The sequence below is a fragment of the Arthrobacter sp. NPDC057013 genome, from assembly GCF_042674585.1.
Taxonomy (GTDB): Bacteria; Actinomycetota; Actinomycetes; order Actinomycetales; family Micrococcaceae; genus Arthrobacter.
This window is the reverse complement of sequence record NZ_JBHUSE010000029.1, coordinates 34,857-50,785: the sequence shown is the minus strand read 5'-3', so window position 1 is coordinate 50,785 and position 15,929 is coordinate 34,857. Positions and strand designations below refer to the sequence as shown.

18 protein-coding genes are annotated in these 15,929 nt (G+C 67.7%); 6 read left to right on the top strand and 12 right to left on the bottom strand.

The window, feature by feature from the left end:
- Positions 1 to 316: 316 nt before the first annotated feature.
- The 3 genes from rpsN to rpmB are packed head-to-tail and all read right to left on the bottom strand — an operon-like array spanning position 317 to position 1,030.
- Complete coding sequence (rpsN, locus tag ACFTSA_RS23255; protein ID WP_003798555.1) at positions 317 to 622, bottom strand: 30S ribosomal protein S14; 306 nt, start codon at positions 620 to 622, stop codon at positions 317 to 319.
- 4 nt (positions 623 to 626) lie between these two features.
- Positions 627 to 794: a 50S ribosomal protein L33 gene (gene rpmG / locus ACFTSA_RS23250; protein ID WP_003798558.1), complete on the bottom strand. Its 168-nt coding sequence runs from the start codon at positions 792 to 794 to the stop codon at positions 627 to 629.
- Positions 794 to 1,030 carry a 50S ribosomal protein L28 gene (gene rpmB, locus ACFTSA_RS23245; protein WP_003798559.1) on the bottom strand — a complete coding sequence of 79 codons (237 nt, stop codon included), beginning with the start codon at positions 1,028 to 1,030 and terminating at the stop codon, positions 794 to 796. Before rpmB ends, rpmG begins: the two co-directional genes overlap by 1 nt.
- 464 nt (positions 1,031 to 1,494) lie before the next feature.
- On the opposite strand from rpmB, the gene ACFTSA_RS23240 reads away from it, so the two are divergent.
- Genes ACFTSA_RS23240 through ACFTSA_RS23230 form a run of 3 tightly spaced genes read left to right on the top strand, consistent with a single transcriptional unit; the run spans position 1,495 to position 4,311 of the window.
- Positions 1,495 to 2,961, top strand: a complete 1,467-nt coding sequence (locus ACFTSA_RS23240; protein ID WP_377954370.1) for a ferric reductase-like transmembrane domain-containing protein — start codon at positions 1,495 to 1,497, stop codon at positions 2,959 to 2,961.
- Positions 2,958 to 3,509, top strand: a complete 552-nt coding sequence (locus tag ACFTSA_RS23235) for an FMN-binding protein (protein WP_377954368.1) — start codon at positions 2,958 to 2,960, stop codon at positions 3,507 to 3,509. Before ACFTSA_RS23240 ends, ACFTSA_RS23235 begins: the two co-directional genes overlap by 4 nt.
- Positions 3,493 to 4,311, top strand: coding sequence for an FAD:protein FMN transferase (locus tag ACFTSA_RS23230; protein ID WP_377954367.1), 819 nt, complete (start codon positions 3,493 to 3,495; stop codon positions 4,309 to 4,311). Before ACFTSA_RS23235 ends, ACFTSA_RS23230 begins: the two co-directional genes overlap by 17 nt.
- Before the next feature lie 37 nt (positions 4,312 to 4,348).
- Here the strand turns inward: ACFTSA_RS23230 and ACFTSA_RS23225 are convergent, their stop codons facing one another.
- The gene (locus ACFTSA_RS23225) at positions 4,349 to 5,110 is read right to left on the bottom strand and encodes an SGNH/GDSL hydrolase family protein (protein WP_377954366.1); all 762 of its coding nucleotides are present in this window, start codon (positions 5,108 to 5,110) and stop codon (positions 4,349 to 4,351) included.
- 58 nt (positions 5,111 to 5,168) lie between these two features.
- Complete coding sequence (locus tag ACFTSA_RS23220; RefSeq protein WP_377954365.1) at positions 5,169 to 5,654, bottom strand: MarR family winged helix-turn-helix transcriptional regulator; 486 nt, start codon at positions 5,652 to 5,654, stop codon at positions 5,169 to 5,171.
- Positions 5,655 to 5,751: 97 nt separating this feature from the next.
- On the opposite strand from ACFTSA_RS23220, the gene ACFTSA_RS23215 reads away from it, so the two are divergent.
- Positions 5,752 to 6,036, top strand: coding sequence for a YciI family protein (locus ACFTSA_RS23215; RefSeq protein WP_377954364.1), 285 nt, complete (start codon positions 5,752 to 5,754; stop codon positions 6,034 to 6,036).
- Here the strand turns inward: ACFTSA_RS23215 and ACFTSA_RS23210 are convergent.
- The 6 genes from ACFTSA_RS23210 to ACFTSA_RS23185 all read right to left on the bottom strand — a co-directional run bounded on the left by ACFTSA_RS23210 (position 6,033) and on the right by ACFTSA_RS23185 (position 12,282).
- Positions 6,033 to 6,860: an SGNH/GDSL hydrolase family protein gene (locus tag ACFTSA_RS23210; RefSeq protein WP_377954363.1), complete on the bottom strand. Its 828-nt coding sequence runs from the start codon at positions 6,858 to 6,860 to the stop codon at positions 6,033 to 6,035. The genes ACFTSA_RS23215 and ACFTSA_RS23210 overlap by 4 nt on opposite strands.
- Positions 6,861 to 7,066: 206 nt before the next feature.
- A complete protein-coding gene (locus ACFTSA_RS23205) occupies positions 7,067 to 8,140 on the bottom strand; it encodes a siderophore-interacting protein (protein WP_377954362.1) in 1,074 nt (357 codons plus the stop codon).
- The gene (locus ACFTSA_RS23200; RefSeq protein ID WP_377954361.1) at positions 8,137 to 8,964 is read right to left on the bottom strand and encodes an ABC transporter ATP-binding protein; all 828 of its coding nucleotides are present in this window, start codon (positions 8,962 to 8,964) and stop codon (positions 8,137 to 8,139) included. The genes ACFTSA_RS23205 and ACFTSA_RS23200 overlap by 4 nt, the downstream gene beginning before the upstream one ends.
- Positions 8,964 to 10,001, bottom strand: coding sequence for a FecCD family ABC transporter permease (locus ACFTSA_RS23195; RefSeq protein ID WP_377954376.1), 1,038 nt, complete (start codon positions 9,999 to 10,001; stop codon positions 8,964 to 8,966). The genes ACFTSA_RS23200 and ACFTSA_RS23195 overlap by 1 nt, the downstream gene beginning before the upstream one ends.
- A gap of 47 nt (positions 10,002 to 10,048) precedes the next feature.
- Positions 10,049 to 11,158 carry a FecCD family ABC transporter permease gene (locus ACFTSA_RS23190; RefSeq protein WP_377954360.1) on the bottom strand — a complete coding sequence of 370 codons (1,110 nt, stop codon included), beginning with the start codon at positions 11,156 to 11,158 and terminating at the stop codon, positions 10,049 to 10,051.
- A gap of 38 nt (positions 11,159 to 11,196) precedes the next feature.
- Positions 11,197 to 12,282, bottom strand: coding sequence for an iron-siderophore ABC transporter substrate-binding protein (locus ACFTSA_RS23185; protein ID WP_377954375.1), 1,086 nt, complete (start codon positions 12,280 to 12,282; stop codon positions 11,197 to 11,199).
- 251 nt (positions 12,283 to 12,533) lie between these two features.
- On the opposite strand from ACFTSA_RS23185, the gene ACFTSA_RS23180 reads away from it, so the two are divergent.
- Entirely contained in the window at positions 12,534 to 14,510 is a 1,977-nt protein-coding gene (locus tag ACFTSA_RS23180) for an MFS transporter (protein WP_377954358.1), read from the top strand.
- Positions 14,507 to 15,070 (top strand): TetR family transcriptional regulator, encoded by a 564-nt coding sequence (locus tag ACFTSA_RS23175; RefSeq protein WP_377954357.1) that lies wholly within the window; start codon positions 14,507 to 14,509, stop codon positions 15,068 to 15,070. The genes ACFTSA_RS23180 and ACFTSA_RS23175 overlap by 4 nt, the downstream gene beginning before the upstream one ends.
- A 63-nt stretch (positions 15,071 to 15,133) precedes the next feature.
- Here ACFTSA_RS23175 and ACFTSA_RS23170 read toward each other — a convergent pair whose 3' ends face one another.
- Positions 15,134 to 15,928: a hypothetical protein gene (locus ACFTSA_RS23170; protein WP_377954356.1), complete on the bottom strand. Its 795-nt coding sequence runs from the start codon at positions 15,926 to 15,928 to the stop codon at positions 15,134 to 15,136.
- Position 15,929: the final 1 nt, after the last annotated feature.

The following is a 15,929-nucleotide window of genomic DNA, read 5'->3' as shown; positions in this document are numbered from 1 at the left end:
CCAGGCCATTTGAAAGGGAGTCGGTCGCCATCTTTCCGCTTCAGCGGCGGCGACTCGAAGAACATTACACGCCCCCGAACCCAACCGCAAATCGGCCGGACACCCGGCCAAAACCGCGGTTCGCGGCGAATGAGGCGCGGGAGTCGAAAAGGCTGCTATCGCCGTCGTAATTCCATTCTGTGTGGTGCGTCACCCCCGTCAACCGGGGGCCCATCAAGTCAACCGGGGGCCATCAAGCAGCCCGTTAACGCAAAGGAGGGCCGGCAACCATTTGGTTGCCGGCCCTCCTCATGCAGCTGGAATCAGCGGTGCTGGATTACCAGGAAGACTTGGTGATGCCCGGGAGCTCACCGCGGTGAGCCATGTCGCGGAAGCGAACACGGGAGATACCGAACTTCTGGAAGGTACCGCGCGGACGGCCGTCGATGATGTCGCGGTTACGCAGACGGATCGGGGAGGCGTTGCGGGGCAGCTTCTGCAGGCCGAGGCGTGCAGCTTCGCGTGCTTCGTCAGTCGCGTTCGGGTCAACCAGGGTCTTCTTCAGCTCGAGGCGCTTTGCAGCGTAACGCTCAACGATGACCTTGCGCTGCTCGTTGCGAGCAATCTTGGACTTCTTAGCCATGTGTTTAGCGCTCCTCTCGGAATTCGACGTGCTGGCGGATCTTGGGGTCGTACTTCTTCAGGACCAGGCGGTCCGGATCGTTACGACGGTTCTTACGGGTTACGTAGGTGTAACCCGTGCCCGCGGTCGACTTGAGCTTGATGATCGGACGTACGTCCTTGTCCTTTGCCACTAGAGCTTCACTCCTCGCGCCAGGATGTCGGCGACGACAACGTCGATGCCGCGTACGTCGATGGTCTTGATGCCCTTTGCAGAGACCTGCAGAGTGACATTACGGCGCAGGGACGGAACCCAGTAGCGCTTCTTCTGGATGTTCGGGTCGAACCGGCGCTTGTTGCGGCGGTGCGAGTGCGAAATGCTGTGTCCAAAGCCCGGCTCGGCTCCGGTCACCTGGCAGTGTGCTGCCATGACGACTCTCCTCTAAAAAAATGAATGAAACGGCTGGCAGAGTTCTGCTTCACCGTGCGGCAGGCGGCGTCCGGATCCAGCCTCACGCCTCCGCGCGACCCAACTCCGGCGAACCGGGTTTACTGCGGCGGAATACGATGAGCCACGAACACCTGGCAATGGAAGCCACTGCGAAGTGCCGGGATGCTGGCGAATACAGGAATGCACGCAACTTGAGCCCCTAACTGCCGGCCTGAAGGGGCTGTGAATACTGCCTACAGCCACCGCAAACCGGAGCAATTGCACACGCTCCGCGCCACCTAGCGCCAACCAAGTCTACGAGACACGCGAATTAAAGACCAATCCGGTGGGAAACGGTGCTATAGGGCAGCCCAACCAACTGTTGGCAGGGCTTTCCTTCAAGACATATCCGGAAAGAAGGCTCTTCACAGCAAAGTCAAAGGCTCGAGGCGGAATCTTGAGCCATGAACACACAGCTCTTGCCCTCTCCCGGGACCGGCACACCGACACGTCCGGACCGCCGGCCAGCTCCGGTTCGGGAGTCCGGCCGCTTCGCCGGCCAGCACCGGCGCAGACTCCTCCGTGCCGATGCCCTGACAGTGGCGGCCTGGTCCTCGCTGGCCTCCTCAGTTGCGCTCTGGCTTGCCGACGGCGGCCTGGCAACGGCGGCCTCGCCCGCCGGCCTGGTCACGGCGCTGGGCATCGTTGCCGGCCTTGCCGGCATGGACCTCGTGCTGCTCATGCTGCTGCTGGCGGCCAGAATCCCGTTCATCGACGCCGCGGTGGGGCACGACCGGGCCCTGGAGTTTCACCGGAAGCTGGGGAAGCCCTCGCTGTACCTGTTGCTGGCCCACGGCCTCCTCATCGTGGTGGGTTACGGGATGGCAGAAGGGCTCGACCCGGTCAGTGAAGCTGTGGCGCTCTGGGTGCTGGTGCCGGACATGTGGCTCGCGTTCATCTCCCTGGCCCTCTTCCTCGCTGTTGTTGTGACGTCCCTGGTGGCGGTCCGCCGGCGGTTCCCGTACGAATTCTGGTACGCCGTGCACCTGCTCACGTACGCTGCCGTTCTCACCTCGCTGCCGCACCAGTTCAGCGTGGGCGGGCTGTTCGCCGTCGGCAGCTGGCAGCGCGGGTACTGGCTCGCGATCTGCATCGCCACCGGGGCGGCCCTGCTGCACTACCGGGTCATCCAGCCTGTACGGGCAACCTTCAGGCATCAGCTCACGGTTGAGCGCGTCACCTCTGTGGCCCCCGGGGTAGTCAACATCGAAATGAGCGGCCTGCAGCTCGGCTTGCTGGCCGGCAACGGCGGGCGGTTCTTCATCTGGCGCTTCCTCGCCCCGGGTCTGTGGTGGCATCCGCATCCGTTCAGCCTGTCTGCGGAGCCGGGGCGGACCGGACCTGACGGGCACGGGCGGCTCAGGATCACGGTTCGTGATCTGGGCCGGGGCTCGGCGCAACTGCTAAGGCTGCGGCGCGGAACGAAGGTCGCCGTCGAAGGGCCGTACGGACTCTTCAGCTCAGCAGCACGGAGCAAGGACCGCGTGGTTATGATCGGGGCCGGCATCGGCATTACGCCGTTGCGTGCGCTCCTTGAGACCACCCCTTTCGCCCCCGGCCAGGCGACGGTCCTGCTCCGCGGGCACAGCAACCGGGAGCTCTACCTGGGCGAAGAAATCCTCGAACTCTGCAGGCAGCGCGGCGCCACCCTGTTCCACCTCACCGGCGGACGGGACCCCGGCTCACCTGACAGCTGGCTTCCGGCCGTCGAACACCGTGCCGGGTACGCGCTGGCGGACTACGTTCCGGAAATCGCCTGCGCCGACGTCTATGTATGCGGCCCCTCGCGGTGGGCGGGCAACGTCCTCAACGCCGCCCGCGCCGCCGGCGTCCACGAAGATCAGCTCCATCACGAAAGGTTCGACTGGTGAGAATCAGAGCAGCGGTTTCAGCCGCCTTGGCTTCGGCCGGCATCCTCCTGGCCGGCTGGCAATCAGGTGTCCATGTGGCCGATACCCGCAGCGCGGTCGCGGCAGCGGCAACGGGAAATCAGGCGTCGGGGATGGGAACCACGGACGGCAGCGGCACAGCGCCGTCGGGATCGTCGGCGTCGTCCGGGACGGCGGGAAGTTCCGGGACGGGCAGTTCGGGATCCACAGGCACCTCGGGCGCCGAGGGTGCCGCCGGGGCGGCGGCCAAGGCCGGCGGCACGTACGACGGCGAGGTGGTCCAGACCCGCTTCGGCACTGTGCAGGTCCAGGTCACCGTGAAGTCCGGGCAGATCACCGACGTCACCGCCCTGAAACTGACCGACGCCGAGGGCCGGTCCGTGCAGATCAGCAACTACGCTGCGCCGATTCTTCGGGACGAGGTGCTCCAGGCACAGTCCGCCAACGTGCAGACCGTGGGTGGCGCCACCGTGACCAGCGATGCCTACCTCACCTCCCTGCAGGCGGCCCTCGATGCAGCAAACTTCTGAGACCACACACCGTCTCCGGGCCCGGACCTTCAGCTGCATGGGCACTGTCATCAGCCTGACCGTTCCCACGGACGCGCACAAAGCACCCCAGGCTGCGGCGGATGAGCTGGCAGCGGCCACCGCCGTCGTCGAACGCCTTTTCACGGAACTGGACAGCATCTTCAGCCTCTACCGCCCCGATTCGGAGGCGAGCCGGCTGGTGCGCGGCGAACTCGCGCTGCCGGCGGCGTCGGCGGAAATGCGCGCGCGGTACGAGGAGGCGGCGGAATGGAGGCTCCGCACTGAGGGTGCGTTCACGCCGGAACGTCCGGACGGGGCCCTGGATCTCTCCGGAATCGTCAAGGGGCACGCCATCAGGGAGGCGGGCACATCGCTGCTGGCGCTCGGCATGGCCCACTGGTGTCTGAACGCCGGCGGGGACGTGCTGGTCAGCGGCTCCCCGGGCCCCGGCACCGATGTGCCCTGGCGGGCGGGGATCGTCGACCCTGCGGACCGGAGGACGCTGCTGGCCGGTTTCCCCTTGGGCGGCGGAGAGACGGCCGACGGCGGGACCCGGGTGGCGCTGGCCACTTCCGGTTCCGCAGAGCGCGGGGATCATATCTGGAGCGCCACCGCCGGCACCGTGGAGTTCCTCCAGGTTTCCGTGGCGGCAGCGGACGCGGTCACAGCCGACGTGCTGGCGACGGCAATCGTGGCCGGCGGGGTCTCCATGCTCAACCACGCGGCCGCCATGTGGGACATCGAGGCGCTGGCCGTCCGGGCAAATGGTGACTTGCTGGCGACGGGCGGGTTCCGGCGGTAATCTCGGCCCGAACCGGCTGGCGGGCCGGGTGAGGTGCCTAGAGCCGGGTGAGCTGGGCGTACCTGGGCTGGAGGTTGTCGCCGGAGGACTTCCCCGTGACCCGCCGCACCACCCACGGCGCGGCGAATTCCCGGACCCAGCGGGCGTTGGCCCGCAGCGCCTCAGCCTTGCTGAGCTCCGGGACGGGGGTCATGGGCGGAACCTCGATGGAGTGCTCGTGTTCGAGGACTGTCAGGACGCGCTTGGCCATGTTGGCGTGGCCGGCGGCAGACATGTGCATCCGGTCCTTCGCCCACATACCCCAGTCGTAGTACTCGTTGAAGCGCCAGTAATCCACCAGCAGGGCGCCGTGGTCGCCGGCGATGCCGCGCACGAGTTCGTTGTAGATGGCTGTACGCCCCCGCATGGTGCCGAAAACCTTCGAGCCCCGCGCGTCGAAGCCGGTAAACAGCACCACGGTGGCGCCGGTGGCTGCCAGCTTACCGACGGCTTTTTCGTAGTCCTCGAGAAGGTCGTCGATGTCGATCTTAGGCCGGAGAATATCGTTGGCACCGGCGTACAGGGTCACCAAGGTGGGCCTGAGTGCGATGGCGGCGTCCACCTGCTCGGCCAGGATCTGCCGCAGCTTGCGGCCACGGATGGCGAGGTTGGCGTAACCGAAGCCGTTGTCAGCCAAGGCCAGCTGCTCGGCCACCCGGTCAGCCCAACCGCGGACCCCGTTGGGCCGCGTCGGGTCGTCGTCGCCGACGCCCTCCGTGAAGGAGTCTCCAAGAGCGACGTAGCGGGCCGTGAAATCCATGGGAGCAAGTCTGCCACCCGTTGCCGGAAGCAACCAAGAACGCCGCGGCTCGCGGGTGCTACTGCTGAGGCTCGCGGAGGATCCAGTGGGCGCTGTCCAGGCGGCCCACAATCTTTTCGCCGATGCGGGCCAAGTCCGCCACGTCACGCTCAGTCAGGGCGTCGAGGAACAGCGAGCGCACCGATTCCACGTGGCCCGGGGCCAGTTCCACGATGGTGGACATGCCCTCTTCGGTGAGGTGTGCCGTGGTGACGCGGGCATCACCGGGATGCGGCCGGCGTTCCACCCAGCCGCGGTTCTGGAGCTTGGTGACCACATGGGACAGCCGGGAGAGCGAGGCGCTGGTCCTGGCCGCCAGCTCGCTCATGGGCAGGAAGCGCCCTTCGGCCTCGGAAAGCATGGCCAGCACGTTGTAGTCGAACAGCGATACCTTGCCTGCGGCGTGCAGCTGGGTGTCCAGCGACGCGGGCAGCATGGTGTTGATGCTCAGCAGGGCAAGCCAGGCCCGTCGTTCATTGGGGTTGAGCCAGCGCGGTTCGGTCATTACTCCATCCTAGGAGAACTGACGCTTGACGGTTCAAGGCCGGTCACCGCGGCGGCGAGTCGCCGGGGGCCGGGGCCCTGACGGTAGGCTGGCGGTCATGTACGTAGTTTCCCTGACCTACAAGGTTGCCCAAGAGATCGTGGACCAGCACCTGGATGCCCACGTGGACTGGCTGAAGGATGCCTTTGACGAGGGCGTCTTCATCGCCGCCGGCCGCAAGGTTCCGCGCACAGGAGGTGTGCTGCTCTCCAAAGCCGACCGGCCGACGCTCGACGAGTCCCTGGCCAAGGACCCGTTCAGCGTGCACGGCGTTGCCGACTTCGAGGTCACGGAATTCGCCGCAAACCGCACTGCACCGGGGTTCGAGAACCTGCTGGACTAGTCGCGCGGCTCCATCAGCTTTTTCAGGCCGCCTTTACGGGGGACCTTCACCGGCTGCGGCCAGCGGGGGCTAAGGTTGTCGCCCAGTGTGACGCCGCGGAGCTTCCGGCCAAACAGCGGCAGCACCCAGTCATTCACCCAGCGGCGCTGCCGCCGCTCCCAGTCGCGGAGCGTCATCCTGGCCGGCGGTTCCCATTCCTTGAGGCTGATCTTGTGCGGCACGCCCAGATGGTCCAGGACCTGGGCGGCGAGGTATTTGTGACCTGCTTTGGACATGTGCAGCCGGTCGGCGTCCCACATCCTGCGGTCATGGAAGGCCTCGAAACACCAGTAGTCGACGAGTACCGCCCCGTGCTTGGCCGCAACCTCGCGCACCCGCCGGTTGTACAGGGTGTTCCGCTTCTTCAGCGGCTCCAGCACCGCTGACACCTTGACGTCGAACCCCGTGAACAGGACAAGGGTGGCGCCGGTGGCCGCCAGCCGGGCCACCAGTTCCTCGTACTGGGCCAGGAGGTGGTCCATGTCGGTGCCGAAGTCCAGGATGTCGTTGCCGCCGGCATAGAGGGTGATCAGCGTGGGCTCCATGGCCAGGGCCTGCTCCAGCTGCTCATCCACGATGTGGCGCAGCCGCTTGCTTCGGATGGCCAGATTGGCGTAGTGCCAGCCGGGTTCTGCCTTGGCGAGCTTCTCCGCCACACGGTCCGCCCAGCCGCGCACGCCGTTCGGCATCCGGGAACTGCGGTCGCCCACGCCTTCGGTGAAGGAATCCCCGAGGGCAACGAACAGCCGCCGGCCCCGGTCCGGAAGCAATGGAGAAACACCCACCCGGACAAGGTACACATCCGCAGCAACGCCCAGGGAAACCGAAGATGAACATGGGTGCTCTCTCAGTTCCTGCAGGAATCCACTAAACGCTCTTTCACCGTTCGCTTTCCGGTGAGAGAGCCTCCGGGAAAAACCCGCAAAAGCTGAGAGAGCGTCCGGGGCAAGCGACAAGACCTGCGGAGGCGGATCCAGCCCAACACCCAGGGTTAAAGTTCGGCTTTGCCCTGGCGCCAGTACCCCATGAACGCCACCTGCTTGCGGTCGATCCCGACGTCGCGGACGAGGTACCGCCGCATGTCCTTGATAACGCCCGCCTCACCGGCGATCCACGCGTAGAACGGCAGGGCGCCGGCGGGCTTGCCGGGGTTCTTCGTGGCGCTGACCGCGGCGGCATCGAGCCGGGCCGGGGTTTCCCACAGAATCTCCTGGTCCACGTTCACGTCGTCGGGCTCCGGGCCGGCGGCGTCGGCGGACTTGATGCCCACCCAGCCCGGCACGGGAACCGCCGCCCGCACCGCTTCCTGAAGAAGTTCACCGTGCGGCCGGGACCTGCCAATCGAGGCGCCGCGTGCCAACCAGGTGATTTCGACGCCGGCCGACGACTCCAGATCGAGGAAGTCGCCGGCCTCAGGCACTTCCAGGAAGGCGTGCCCGGTCATGTACGCGGGCAGGCCTTCGAGGATGGCGCTGATCGCGGGGACGGCCGTCTCGTCGCCGGCCAGGAGCACGCGCCCAGCCAGGCCGGGGCGCCATTCGATGCCCGAGTACGTTTCCGCGGTGACGCAGTGCGCCGCGCGGTTGTTCGGCCCGATCAGGGTCAGGGTGTCGCCCGGCGTGGCCGTCAACGCCCAGTTCGCCGCGGGACCGCCGTTGCCGTCGGCGTCGAAATGCATCACGAAGTCGACGTCGATTTCCGGGTACACAGCGTCCAGCCGGGCCTGCCGGACGGTGTAGGTGCGCATGGAGCCGCGGGTGGCCGGATCCATGGCCAGCCACTCCCGGTACCAGCCGCTCTCCTCCATCCGGAACTTCGGCAGCGGAAGCCGGCTGCCGTCCGGCGCCAGCGACGGGATCATGAGTTTGATCCGCAGGTCCAGGCTGTCGCCGTGGACGCCGAAGTCGCGCAGCGAATAGCCGCCTAACGTCACGCGTCGGAAGTTGGGGCTGAGCTCCTGCACGGCCGAGACCGTGACATGGAACGCCAGCGTCATCGGCTCGGTGGCGACGCCGGGGCGCTGCGCAACGGACGCGGGCGCGGAACTGTTCTGTACTGCACTCATGAGGCCATCTCCAGGGTCGTGGTCAGAACTTTTGGGTCGGTGTGGTGCCTGCCGAGCGGGATGATCAGCGGGGTGCCCGATACCGGGTCCGGCACCACGCGGGATTCCAGCCCGAAAACGCTCCGGACCAGCTCCTCGGTAATCACATCGGACGATGCACCCTCGGCCACGATCCGCCCGGCTTTGAGGGCGATGACATGGTCCGCGTACCGCGCGGCGAGGTTGAGGTCGTGCAGCACGATCGCCACGGTGGTGCCGCGTTGCCGGTTCAGGTCGGTGACCAGGTCCAGTACCTCCACCTGGTGGGCGAGGTCCAGGTAGGTGGTGGGCTCGTCGAGCAGCAGCACGTCCGTTTCCTGGGCGAGCGCCATGGCGATCCACACCCGCTGGCGCTGCCCGCCAGAGAGTTCGTCGACGTTCCGCCCGGCGAGCTCCAGCGTTTCGGTGGCTTCCAGCGCGCGCTGCACCGCGGCGTCGTCCTTCTCCGACCAGCTGCGGAAGAAGCCCTGGTGCGGGTACCGGCCGCGGCCCACGAGGTCACGGACGGTGATGCCGTCCGGGGCGGTCGGATGCTGCGGCAGCAGGCCGAGGGTGCGGGCCAGCTCGCGGGCCGGGCGGGAGTGGATGTCCTTGCCGTCGAGGGTGACCGTGCCGGCGGCGGGCTTCAGGAGCCGGGACAGGCCGCGCAGAAGGGTGGATTTTCCGCAGGCGTTGGCGCCCACGATCATGGTCACCCTGCCCTCGGGAATCTCCGCCGTGAGGTTTTCAATGACCCGGCGCTGGTCATATTGCAGCGTGAGGTCCCGGGCTTGCAGAGCAGCCATCAGGCATCCTTTCGGTTGGACGTGACCAGGAGCCACAGCAGGAACGGGGCGCCGAGGGCACCGGTGACGACGCCGACCGGCAGGACGGTGCCGTCCAGCAGCAGCGGGGCGATATTGGCGGCGCAGTAGTCTGCCGCCAGGACGATCAGGGCGCCCACCAGGGCCGACGCCGGGAAGCTGGCTTTGCCGGCGAAGCGGCGGGCGATGGGGCCGGCCAGGAAGGCGACGAACGCCACCGGCCCGGCGGCCGCCGTCGCCACCGCGGCCAGCGCGACGGCGGTGAGCACGAGTCCCAGCCGGGTAGCACCCACGCGGATGCCGAGTCCTGCGGCGGCGTCGTCCCCCAGTTCGAGGATGCGCAGCGGCCCGGCCAGCAGGGCAGCCACCGGGACCAGGACCATCAGGGTCAGGGCCAGCACGCCCGCACGATCCCAGCTGGCGGAGTTGAGTGAGCCGTTGATCCAGATCAGCGCCTCCGCGGCGGTGCGGATGTCGGCCCGGGTCATGAGGAAGCTGACCATGGCGTGCAGCGCGGCGGCGATGCCCACGCCGGCGAGGATGAGGCGGTTCCCGGCGGCGTTACCGCGACTGCCGCCGCCCGCGGCCAGCGCCCGGCTGCGGGAGATGCCGTAGATCAGCGCCGCCACGGCCATCGCACCGCCGAGGGCAGCACCGGACACCGCGGCACCCGAGGCTCCGAAGACCACGATGGCCAGGACCGCGGCCGCGCTGGCGCCGTAGCTGATGCCGATCACGTCCGGGCTGGCCAGCGGGTTGCGGAGCATGGTCTGGAACAGTGCGCCCGAGAGCCCGAAGGCCAGTCCGATCAGCGTGCCGATGACCGCCCGCGGCAGCTTGGCCTCCATCACGATGAAGCTGGCGCCGGGGATCTTCTCGCCGCCGGTGAAGTGGGCTGCAAGGATTTTGAAGAAGTCGGGGACGGTCACCGTGTAGCTGCCCAGCAGGACGCTGGCGGCCAGGAGAAGCACGACGCCGGCAGCCAGGACCGCTGTCCGGTTCAGCAGGGTCCCGTTCAACAGCGTCCGGTTCAGCAGCGTCCGGTTCAGGGCAGGAGCGTTGATACTCACAGCCCTGCCCCCTTGCCGCGGCGGACCAGCCACACGAAGACCGGCGCGCCCATCAGGGCAGTCATGATGCCGGCCGGGACCTCGCCGGGAAGCAGGATCACCCGGCCCACGACGTCGGACACCAGCAGCAACGCCGGTGCGAGCACGGCGGAGAACGGCAGGATCCAGCGGTAATCAGGGCCGCTCAGGGAGCGGACGGCGTGCGGGACAACCAGGCCCACGAACCCGATGGGGCCGGCCAGGGCCGTCGCCGATCCGCACAGTAGAACGATGCCCAGCGCGGTGACGCCCCGGGCGAGCCCGACGTTCTGGCCGAGGCCGCGGGCGACGTCGTCGCCGAGCGCCAGGCTGTTGAGGACCCGGCCGGCCAGCAGCACGATCAGTGCCCCCGCGATCAGGAACGGCAGGCCGGGCAGCACCACGGACCAGTCGCGCCCCGCAATGCCGCCCACCTGCCAGAAGCGGAAGCGGTCCAGGGTGTCCTGGCTGGAAACCAGGATGACATTCATCAGCGAGAACAGCCCGGCGCTCAGGGCGGCGCCCGCCAGGGCGAGCTTGACCGGCGTCGCGCCGTCCCTGCCCATGGAGGCGATGAGGTAAACGACGACGGCGGCAACCGCCGCGCCGACGAACGCGAACCATATGTAGCCGGTCAGCGAGGAGATGCCGAAGACGTAGATTCCAGTAACCACAGCCAGGGCGGCGCCGGCGTTGACACCGATGATGCCGGGGTCGGCCAGCGGGTTGCGCGCCACGCCCTGCATGGCGGCACCTGCCAGGCCCAGCGCAGCACCTGCAAGCAGGCCCAGGACGGTCCGCGGGATCCGGGCGTGCACCACGGCGTGGTCGCCGTCCGCCGGGTTGAACTCGGTCAGGGCCTGCCACACGGTTTCGAGGGACAGTCCCCGGGCCCCCACGGCCAGTGAGGCGCCGCAGACAACAACGAGCACGACGACGGCGGCCAGCAGCCAGGCAGCGCGCGGCCCGGGGACCTTGCGCGCAGGCTGGACGCGAACTGGCAGGTAATGCCCCTTCGTGCGCATTTTGGCGTCATTAACTGCCAGTTCGCGCTGGGCGGCGGGGGCCGGGGTCGTGCTCGATGTCATGGGAAGTTGCCTACTGGAGGTTGCGGACCGGACCGGGCTCAGACCGCGCCTGCGGCCTTATCCGCTGCGTTCGCCAGCTGCGGCAGGAAGGTGTCCAGCGACCACGGCAGGCTCAGCGGCGAGGAGGCCGAGATGGACAGGGTGAGTGTGTTGTCCGAGTCCGCGACCATGGCGCCGTTCTTGATGGCCGGAATCTGGCCCAGCAGCGGATCAGCTTTGATCGAGTCGGTGGTCTTGGCGTCCGGAACCCAGGTCACGAAGATGTCGGACTTGAGCTCGTTGGCCTTCTCCGCGGACCACGGGATGAAGAATTCCTTGGATCCCTTCGAGTTTTCCTCCACCACGGGGGCGAGCTTCATGCCGATCTCGCTGAGGAACCGCGGGCGGTTGTCGTTGGCGGTGTAGACGTTCACGCCGTCGCTCTTGGCCGGCTCGAGGTTTCCGTAGATGAAGCTCTTGCCCGCGAGCTGCGGGTACGCGGAGACCTTGTCCTTGATGGTGGCCTCCGTGTCGGCGATCAGCTTCCTGGCCTCGGCTTCCTTGCCCAGCGCCTTGCCGATGATGCTCGTGGAGTCCTGCCAGGAGGTGCCGTAGGCCAGCTCGGGATGGGCAACCACGGGGGCGATCTCGCTGAGCTTCCTGTAGTCCTCCTCCGTCAGGCCCGAGTAGGCGCCCAGGATGACGTCCGGGTTGAGCTTGGCGATTTCGGTGAAGTTGATGCCGTCAGCCTCGGAGAACTGGACGGGAGCCTTGTCCGAACCGAAGCCCGCGCCGAGCTTTTCCAGCGCGGCGTCCTTCCACGGCGTGGAGCCCTTCTCGTTGCCGCCCCATTCGTTCATGGGCACGCCCACTGGAACCACGCCCAGCGCGATGGCAACGTCGTCGTTGACCCAGGAGACGGTGACGACGCGCTTGGGCTGCTCCTTGATAGTGGTTTCGCCGTAGACGTGCTCAATGGTCACCGGGAACTGCGCGCTGGCGGATGAGGTGGCGCTCGCTTCCGAAGCGGTGGAGGCCGGGCCGGTGGAGCAGGCAGACAGGGAAAGTGCCGCGGCGGCGAGGACGGCGGCGGCGTTGCCGGCGGTCCTGAGCAGGGAGCGACGCGTGGTGCCGGCTGCAGCGATGGCGGGAACGGCCTCTCGGCGCGGGAAGTGGGGGGAAGTCACGGAACTCCTTAGGTGAATGAGACGACCCAAGTAAGGGTAGCCTATCCTTTCCTGCATTACGAAAGGTTTGCGTCACGTAATGGCCCCAAGTGGCCAGACTAACGTTCCCGCACCTTGCCAGCCAAGGGTGAACAATGGTTCACTCGAAGGAGTAAACGCCCGTTCACCCCTAGCCCGGGTACCCCTATCCCCACAAAGGCCTGCCGCTCATGACAGCACCCCCCGCCCCGAAAGCAACCCGCAGCCCGTCCGCCATCACCACGGTCCTGGCGCTCAGCGGCACGCTCGTGGCCCTCATGCAGACCCTCGTGGTTCCGCTGCTGCCAGACTTTCCGCGGATCCTCTCAGTCACACCCGACGACGCGTCCTGGCTGGTGACCGCCACGCTCCTCGCCAGCGCCGTCGCTACCCCCATCGTGTCGCGCAGCGCCGACATGTACGGCAAGCGGAAGATGATGGTCATCTGCCTGGCCATCATGGTGGCCGGTTCGGTGATGGCGGCCATGGGCGGGACCTTCCTGTGGCTGATCATCGGCCGCGCCCTGCAAGGGTTCTCCGCGTCACTGATCCCGGTGGGCATCAGCATCATGCGCGATGAACTGCCCAAGGAAAAGATGGGCTCCGCTGTGGCACTCATGAGCGCCACCCTGGGCATCGGCAGCGCCATGGGCCTTCCGCTGGCCGGCGTCCTGTATGAAAGCCTCGGCTGGACGTCGATCTTCTGGGTTTCCGCGGCCGCCGGAACGCTGCTGCTGATCGCCGTCGTGTTTGTGGTTCCGGAATCCAGGGTGCGCACCCCGGGCCGCTTCGATTACGCGGGGGCCCTGGTGCTCTCCGCCGCGCTGGGCTCGTTGCTGCTGGCCATTTCCAAGGGCGGCGCCTGGGGCTGGGGCTCCGAGCCCGTGCTCCTGCTGTTCCTTGCGGCAGCACTGCTCTTGGCTGCCTGGATCCCCTACGAGCTCAGGGTGGGCCAGCCCATGGTGGATCTTCGCACCACGGCGCGGCGGCCGGTGCTGATGACCAACCTCGCGTCGCTGCTGATCGGCTTCGCCATGTTCGCCAACATGCTCCTCACCACCCAGCAGCTCCAACTCCCCGGCGCCACCGGCTACGGCTTTGAACTGAACGTCATCACGGCCGGCCTGTGTATGGTGCCCTCCGGCCTTGCCATGGTGGTGTTCGCTCCCGTTTCCGGCGGCATCATCCGGCGCTTCGGCGGCAGGTCCGCCCTGATGACCGGCGCCGGCGTGATGATCGTCGGGTACGTGGGCCGGGTGTTCTTCTACGACTCCATCACCTCGGTGATCATCGGCTCCACGGTGGTGAGCGTCGGCACGGCCATCGCCTACGCCGCCATGCCGACGCTGATCATGGGCGCCGTCCCGATCACGGAAACAGCCTCCGCCAACGGCCTCAACAGCCTGGTCCGCTCCATCGGCACGTCCACTTCCAGCGCCGCCGTCGCCGCCGTGCTCACCTCGGTGACCATTTCGCTCGGCGCGGCCCGGCTGCCCTCGTTCGATGCGTTCAGGGACGTGTTCTGGATGGCCGCCCTGGCGTCCGCCGCCTCTGCCCTCGCCGCCGTGTTCATTCCCCGTATGACCACGCACCGTCCTGCCGCGCCGGCGGCAGCAGAGCTCGTGGTGCAGGGGCGCGTCCTGGCACCCGACCACCGCCCGCTCACGCCCGCCGTCGTCACCGTCCTCCAGACGGAAGGCGAGCCGGTGGACTGGAGCCGCGTGGACACCGAGGGCAACTATTCGGTGGCACTGCCGGGCGCCGGGAAGTACCTCGTGGTGGCCAACGCGGCAGGCTGGGCGCCGATGGCGGAGGTCTTCGACTTCGACGGCCACACGCTGAAGCAGAACTTCCAACTGCACGAGCGGCTGGAAATCAGCGGCCGCGCGGCCGTCGGCGGCGAGCCCGTGGCCGGCGCCGTGGTGACGCTGCTGCACGCCACCGGCGAGCATGTGGACACCGCCAGGACGGACGACGGCGGCGTGTACACACTTCCGCTGCCCGCCGCCGGACGGTACATAGTGACTATGCTTCATCCCGTGACTCATCAAGCCGTGGCGCGGAAGCTCGCCGTCGACAACCGGTCCATGACCGTGGACCTTTCAGCCGAACACCTCGCGCAGGGGAGCAGCGCAGGCCGGACCGGCGGGGACCCGGTGCGGGCATGAGCAGCCCCAGCCAGGACTCCATCCTCACCGCAGCGGGACGGCTGTTCGGCGAACGCGGTTACCGCGCCGTGACGGTCCGGGACATCGCCGCGGCAGCCGGGGTGTCCGCGGCCCTGGTGATGAAACTGTTCATCTCCAAGGCCAAGCTGTTCGCCGCCGTGCAGCCGGACGAGTCCCTGCTCACCGAACTGACCGTCCCGGCGTCCGAACTCGGCGGCGCACTCGTCTTCCGCGTGCTGATGCGCCGGGAACGCGGCATGCAGGAACCGTGGGCGATCATTCCGATCAACGTCCACGATGCCCCGGATCCCGAGGCGGCGCGGAACGAACTGCGTGAACGCTACCTCGGCAGCATTGCAAAGCTGATCGGGGATGCGACGCCGGACCGCCGCTATGCCTCCACGGTCACCGCGCTGATGACCGGGTTCGGTGAAACCGTGCGGACCCTGGGGCTCTTCGACGGCTGGGATTTTGATGAGCTGGTGGCCTACTACGGCGGAATCGTCCAGGCCCAGATCGACGCCTGCGCGGCCGCGCACGCCTCCCCAGCCGCCCCCTGACCTCGCAAGCTCGGCCAGGGAACCCGGCGGTCGTGGCCCCAGCTCAACCGGCGAAGGCTGAGGTTACTGGTAGGAGATGCTGAGCAGGAGGGCCTTGAGGGCCTGACCTTCCGTGCCTGCCAGCCAGGACTTGGCCGCGGCGTCACTGGCGAAGGGCTTCTCGATGAACTTCACGTCCGCCAGGATGACACCGTCCCCGGCGCGGATGATGCCGTCCAGCGCGGCCCCCTGCCCCGACTTGGGCGCGCCTGCCGCCAGGTGCATGCGGTAGGTTGCGTTGCTGTCCATCCGGTCTACGTAGAACGCATAGTGGGCGGCCGGCGCGGGCTGCGCCGCGAGTCCCGGAACGGGTGCGGACTCGAAGACGGTGCGCGTGACGGGGTGCGAGACGCCGTCAGCGATGGGCCCGGAGTACACCGTGGCCTGCTCGGTGCCGTTGGCGTCGATAACCGTCGCGGTGGCCGACTCCGACGGCGAGCCGCCGCCGGTGAAGAGCTCAACTTTCCAATCGGCCGGGTACTTGAAAGACACATGTCCGTTCGGGAAGGTGAAGGACTTCAGCTCGGCAGGAGCCGGAGCGGACGACGGCGTGGTCCCAGGCGATGCCGTACCCCCGGCATCCCCGGCGCCACCCGCCGAAGAGCCGGATGGTGTTGCGGAGGCTGAAGCGCTGGGTGAGGCGGAAGCCGTGGCTGAAGCAGAAGCGCCGGCTGAAGCAGAGGCCGTGGCAGCCGGGGAGGACGACGACGGGGATGCCGAAACCATGGCACCGCAGCCGGCCAGGGACAGGGCGGCGGCAGCAGCAAGGACAGAGACGACGGGGGCGCGGAACGCAGGGCGCATGATGGTGCCTTTCATG

Coding starts and splice junctions, on each gene's coding strand:
- ACFTSA_RS23205 (WP_377954362.1), bottom strand. CDS start 8,140: ATGAGTGCAGTACAGAACAGTTCCGCGCCCGCGTCCGTTGCGCAGCGC.
- ACFTSA_RS23220 (WP_377954365.1), bottom strand. CDS start 5,654: ATGACCGAACCGCGCTGGCTCAACCCCAATGAACGACGGGCCTGGCTT.
- rpsN (WP_003798555.1), bottom strand. CDS start 622: ATGGCTAAGAAGTCCAAGATTGCTCGCAACGAGCAGCGCAAGGTCATC.
- ACFTSA_RS23225 (WP_377954366.1), bottom strand. CDS start 5,110: ATGGATTTCACGGCCCGCTACGTCGCTCTTGGAGACTCCTTCACGGAG.
- ACFTSA_RS23180 (WP_377954358.1), top strand. CDS start 12,534: ATGACAGCACCCCCCGCCCCGAAAGCAACCCGCAGCCCGTCCGCCATC.
- ACFTSA_RS23215 (WP_377954364.1), top strand. CDS start 5,752: ATGTACGTAGTTTCCCTGACCTACAAGGTTGCCCAAGAGATCGTGGAC.
- rpmB (WP_003798559.1), bottom strand. CDS start 1,030: ATGGCAGCACACTGCCAGGTGACCGGAGCCGAGCCGGGCTTTGGACAC.
- ACFTSA_RS23230 (WP_377954367.1), top strand. CDS start 3,493: ATGCAGCAAACTTCTGAGACCACACACCGTCTCCGGGCCCGGACCTTC.
- ACFTSA_RS23170 (WP_377954356.1), bottom strand. CDS start 15,928: ATGAAAGGCACCATCATGCGCCCTGCGTTCCGCGCCCCCGTCGTCTCT.
- ACFTSA_RS23175 (WP_377954357.1), top strand. CDS start 14,507: ATGAGCAGCCCCAGCCAGGACTCCATCCTCACCGCAGCGGGACGGCTG.
- ACFTSA_RS23200 (WP_377954361.1), bottom strand. CDS start 8,964: ATGGCTGCTCTGCAAGCCCGGGACCTCACGCTGCAATATGACCAGCGC.
- ACFTSA_RS23190 (WP_377954360.1), bottom strand. CDS start 11,158: ATGACATCGAGCACGACCCCGGCCCCCGCCGCCCAGCGCGAACTGGCA.
- ACFTSA_RS23240 (WP_377954370.1), top strand. CDS start 1,495: ATGAACACACAGCTCTTGCCCTCTCCCGGGACCGGCACACCGACACGT.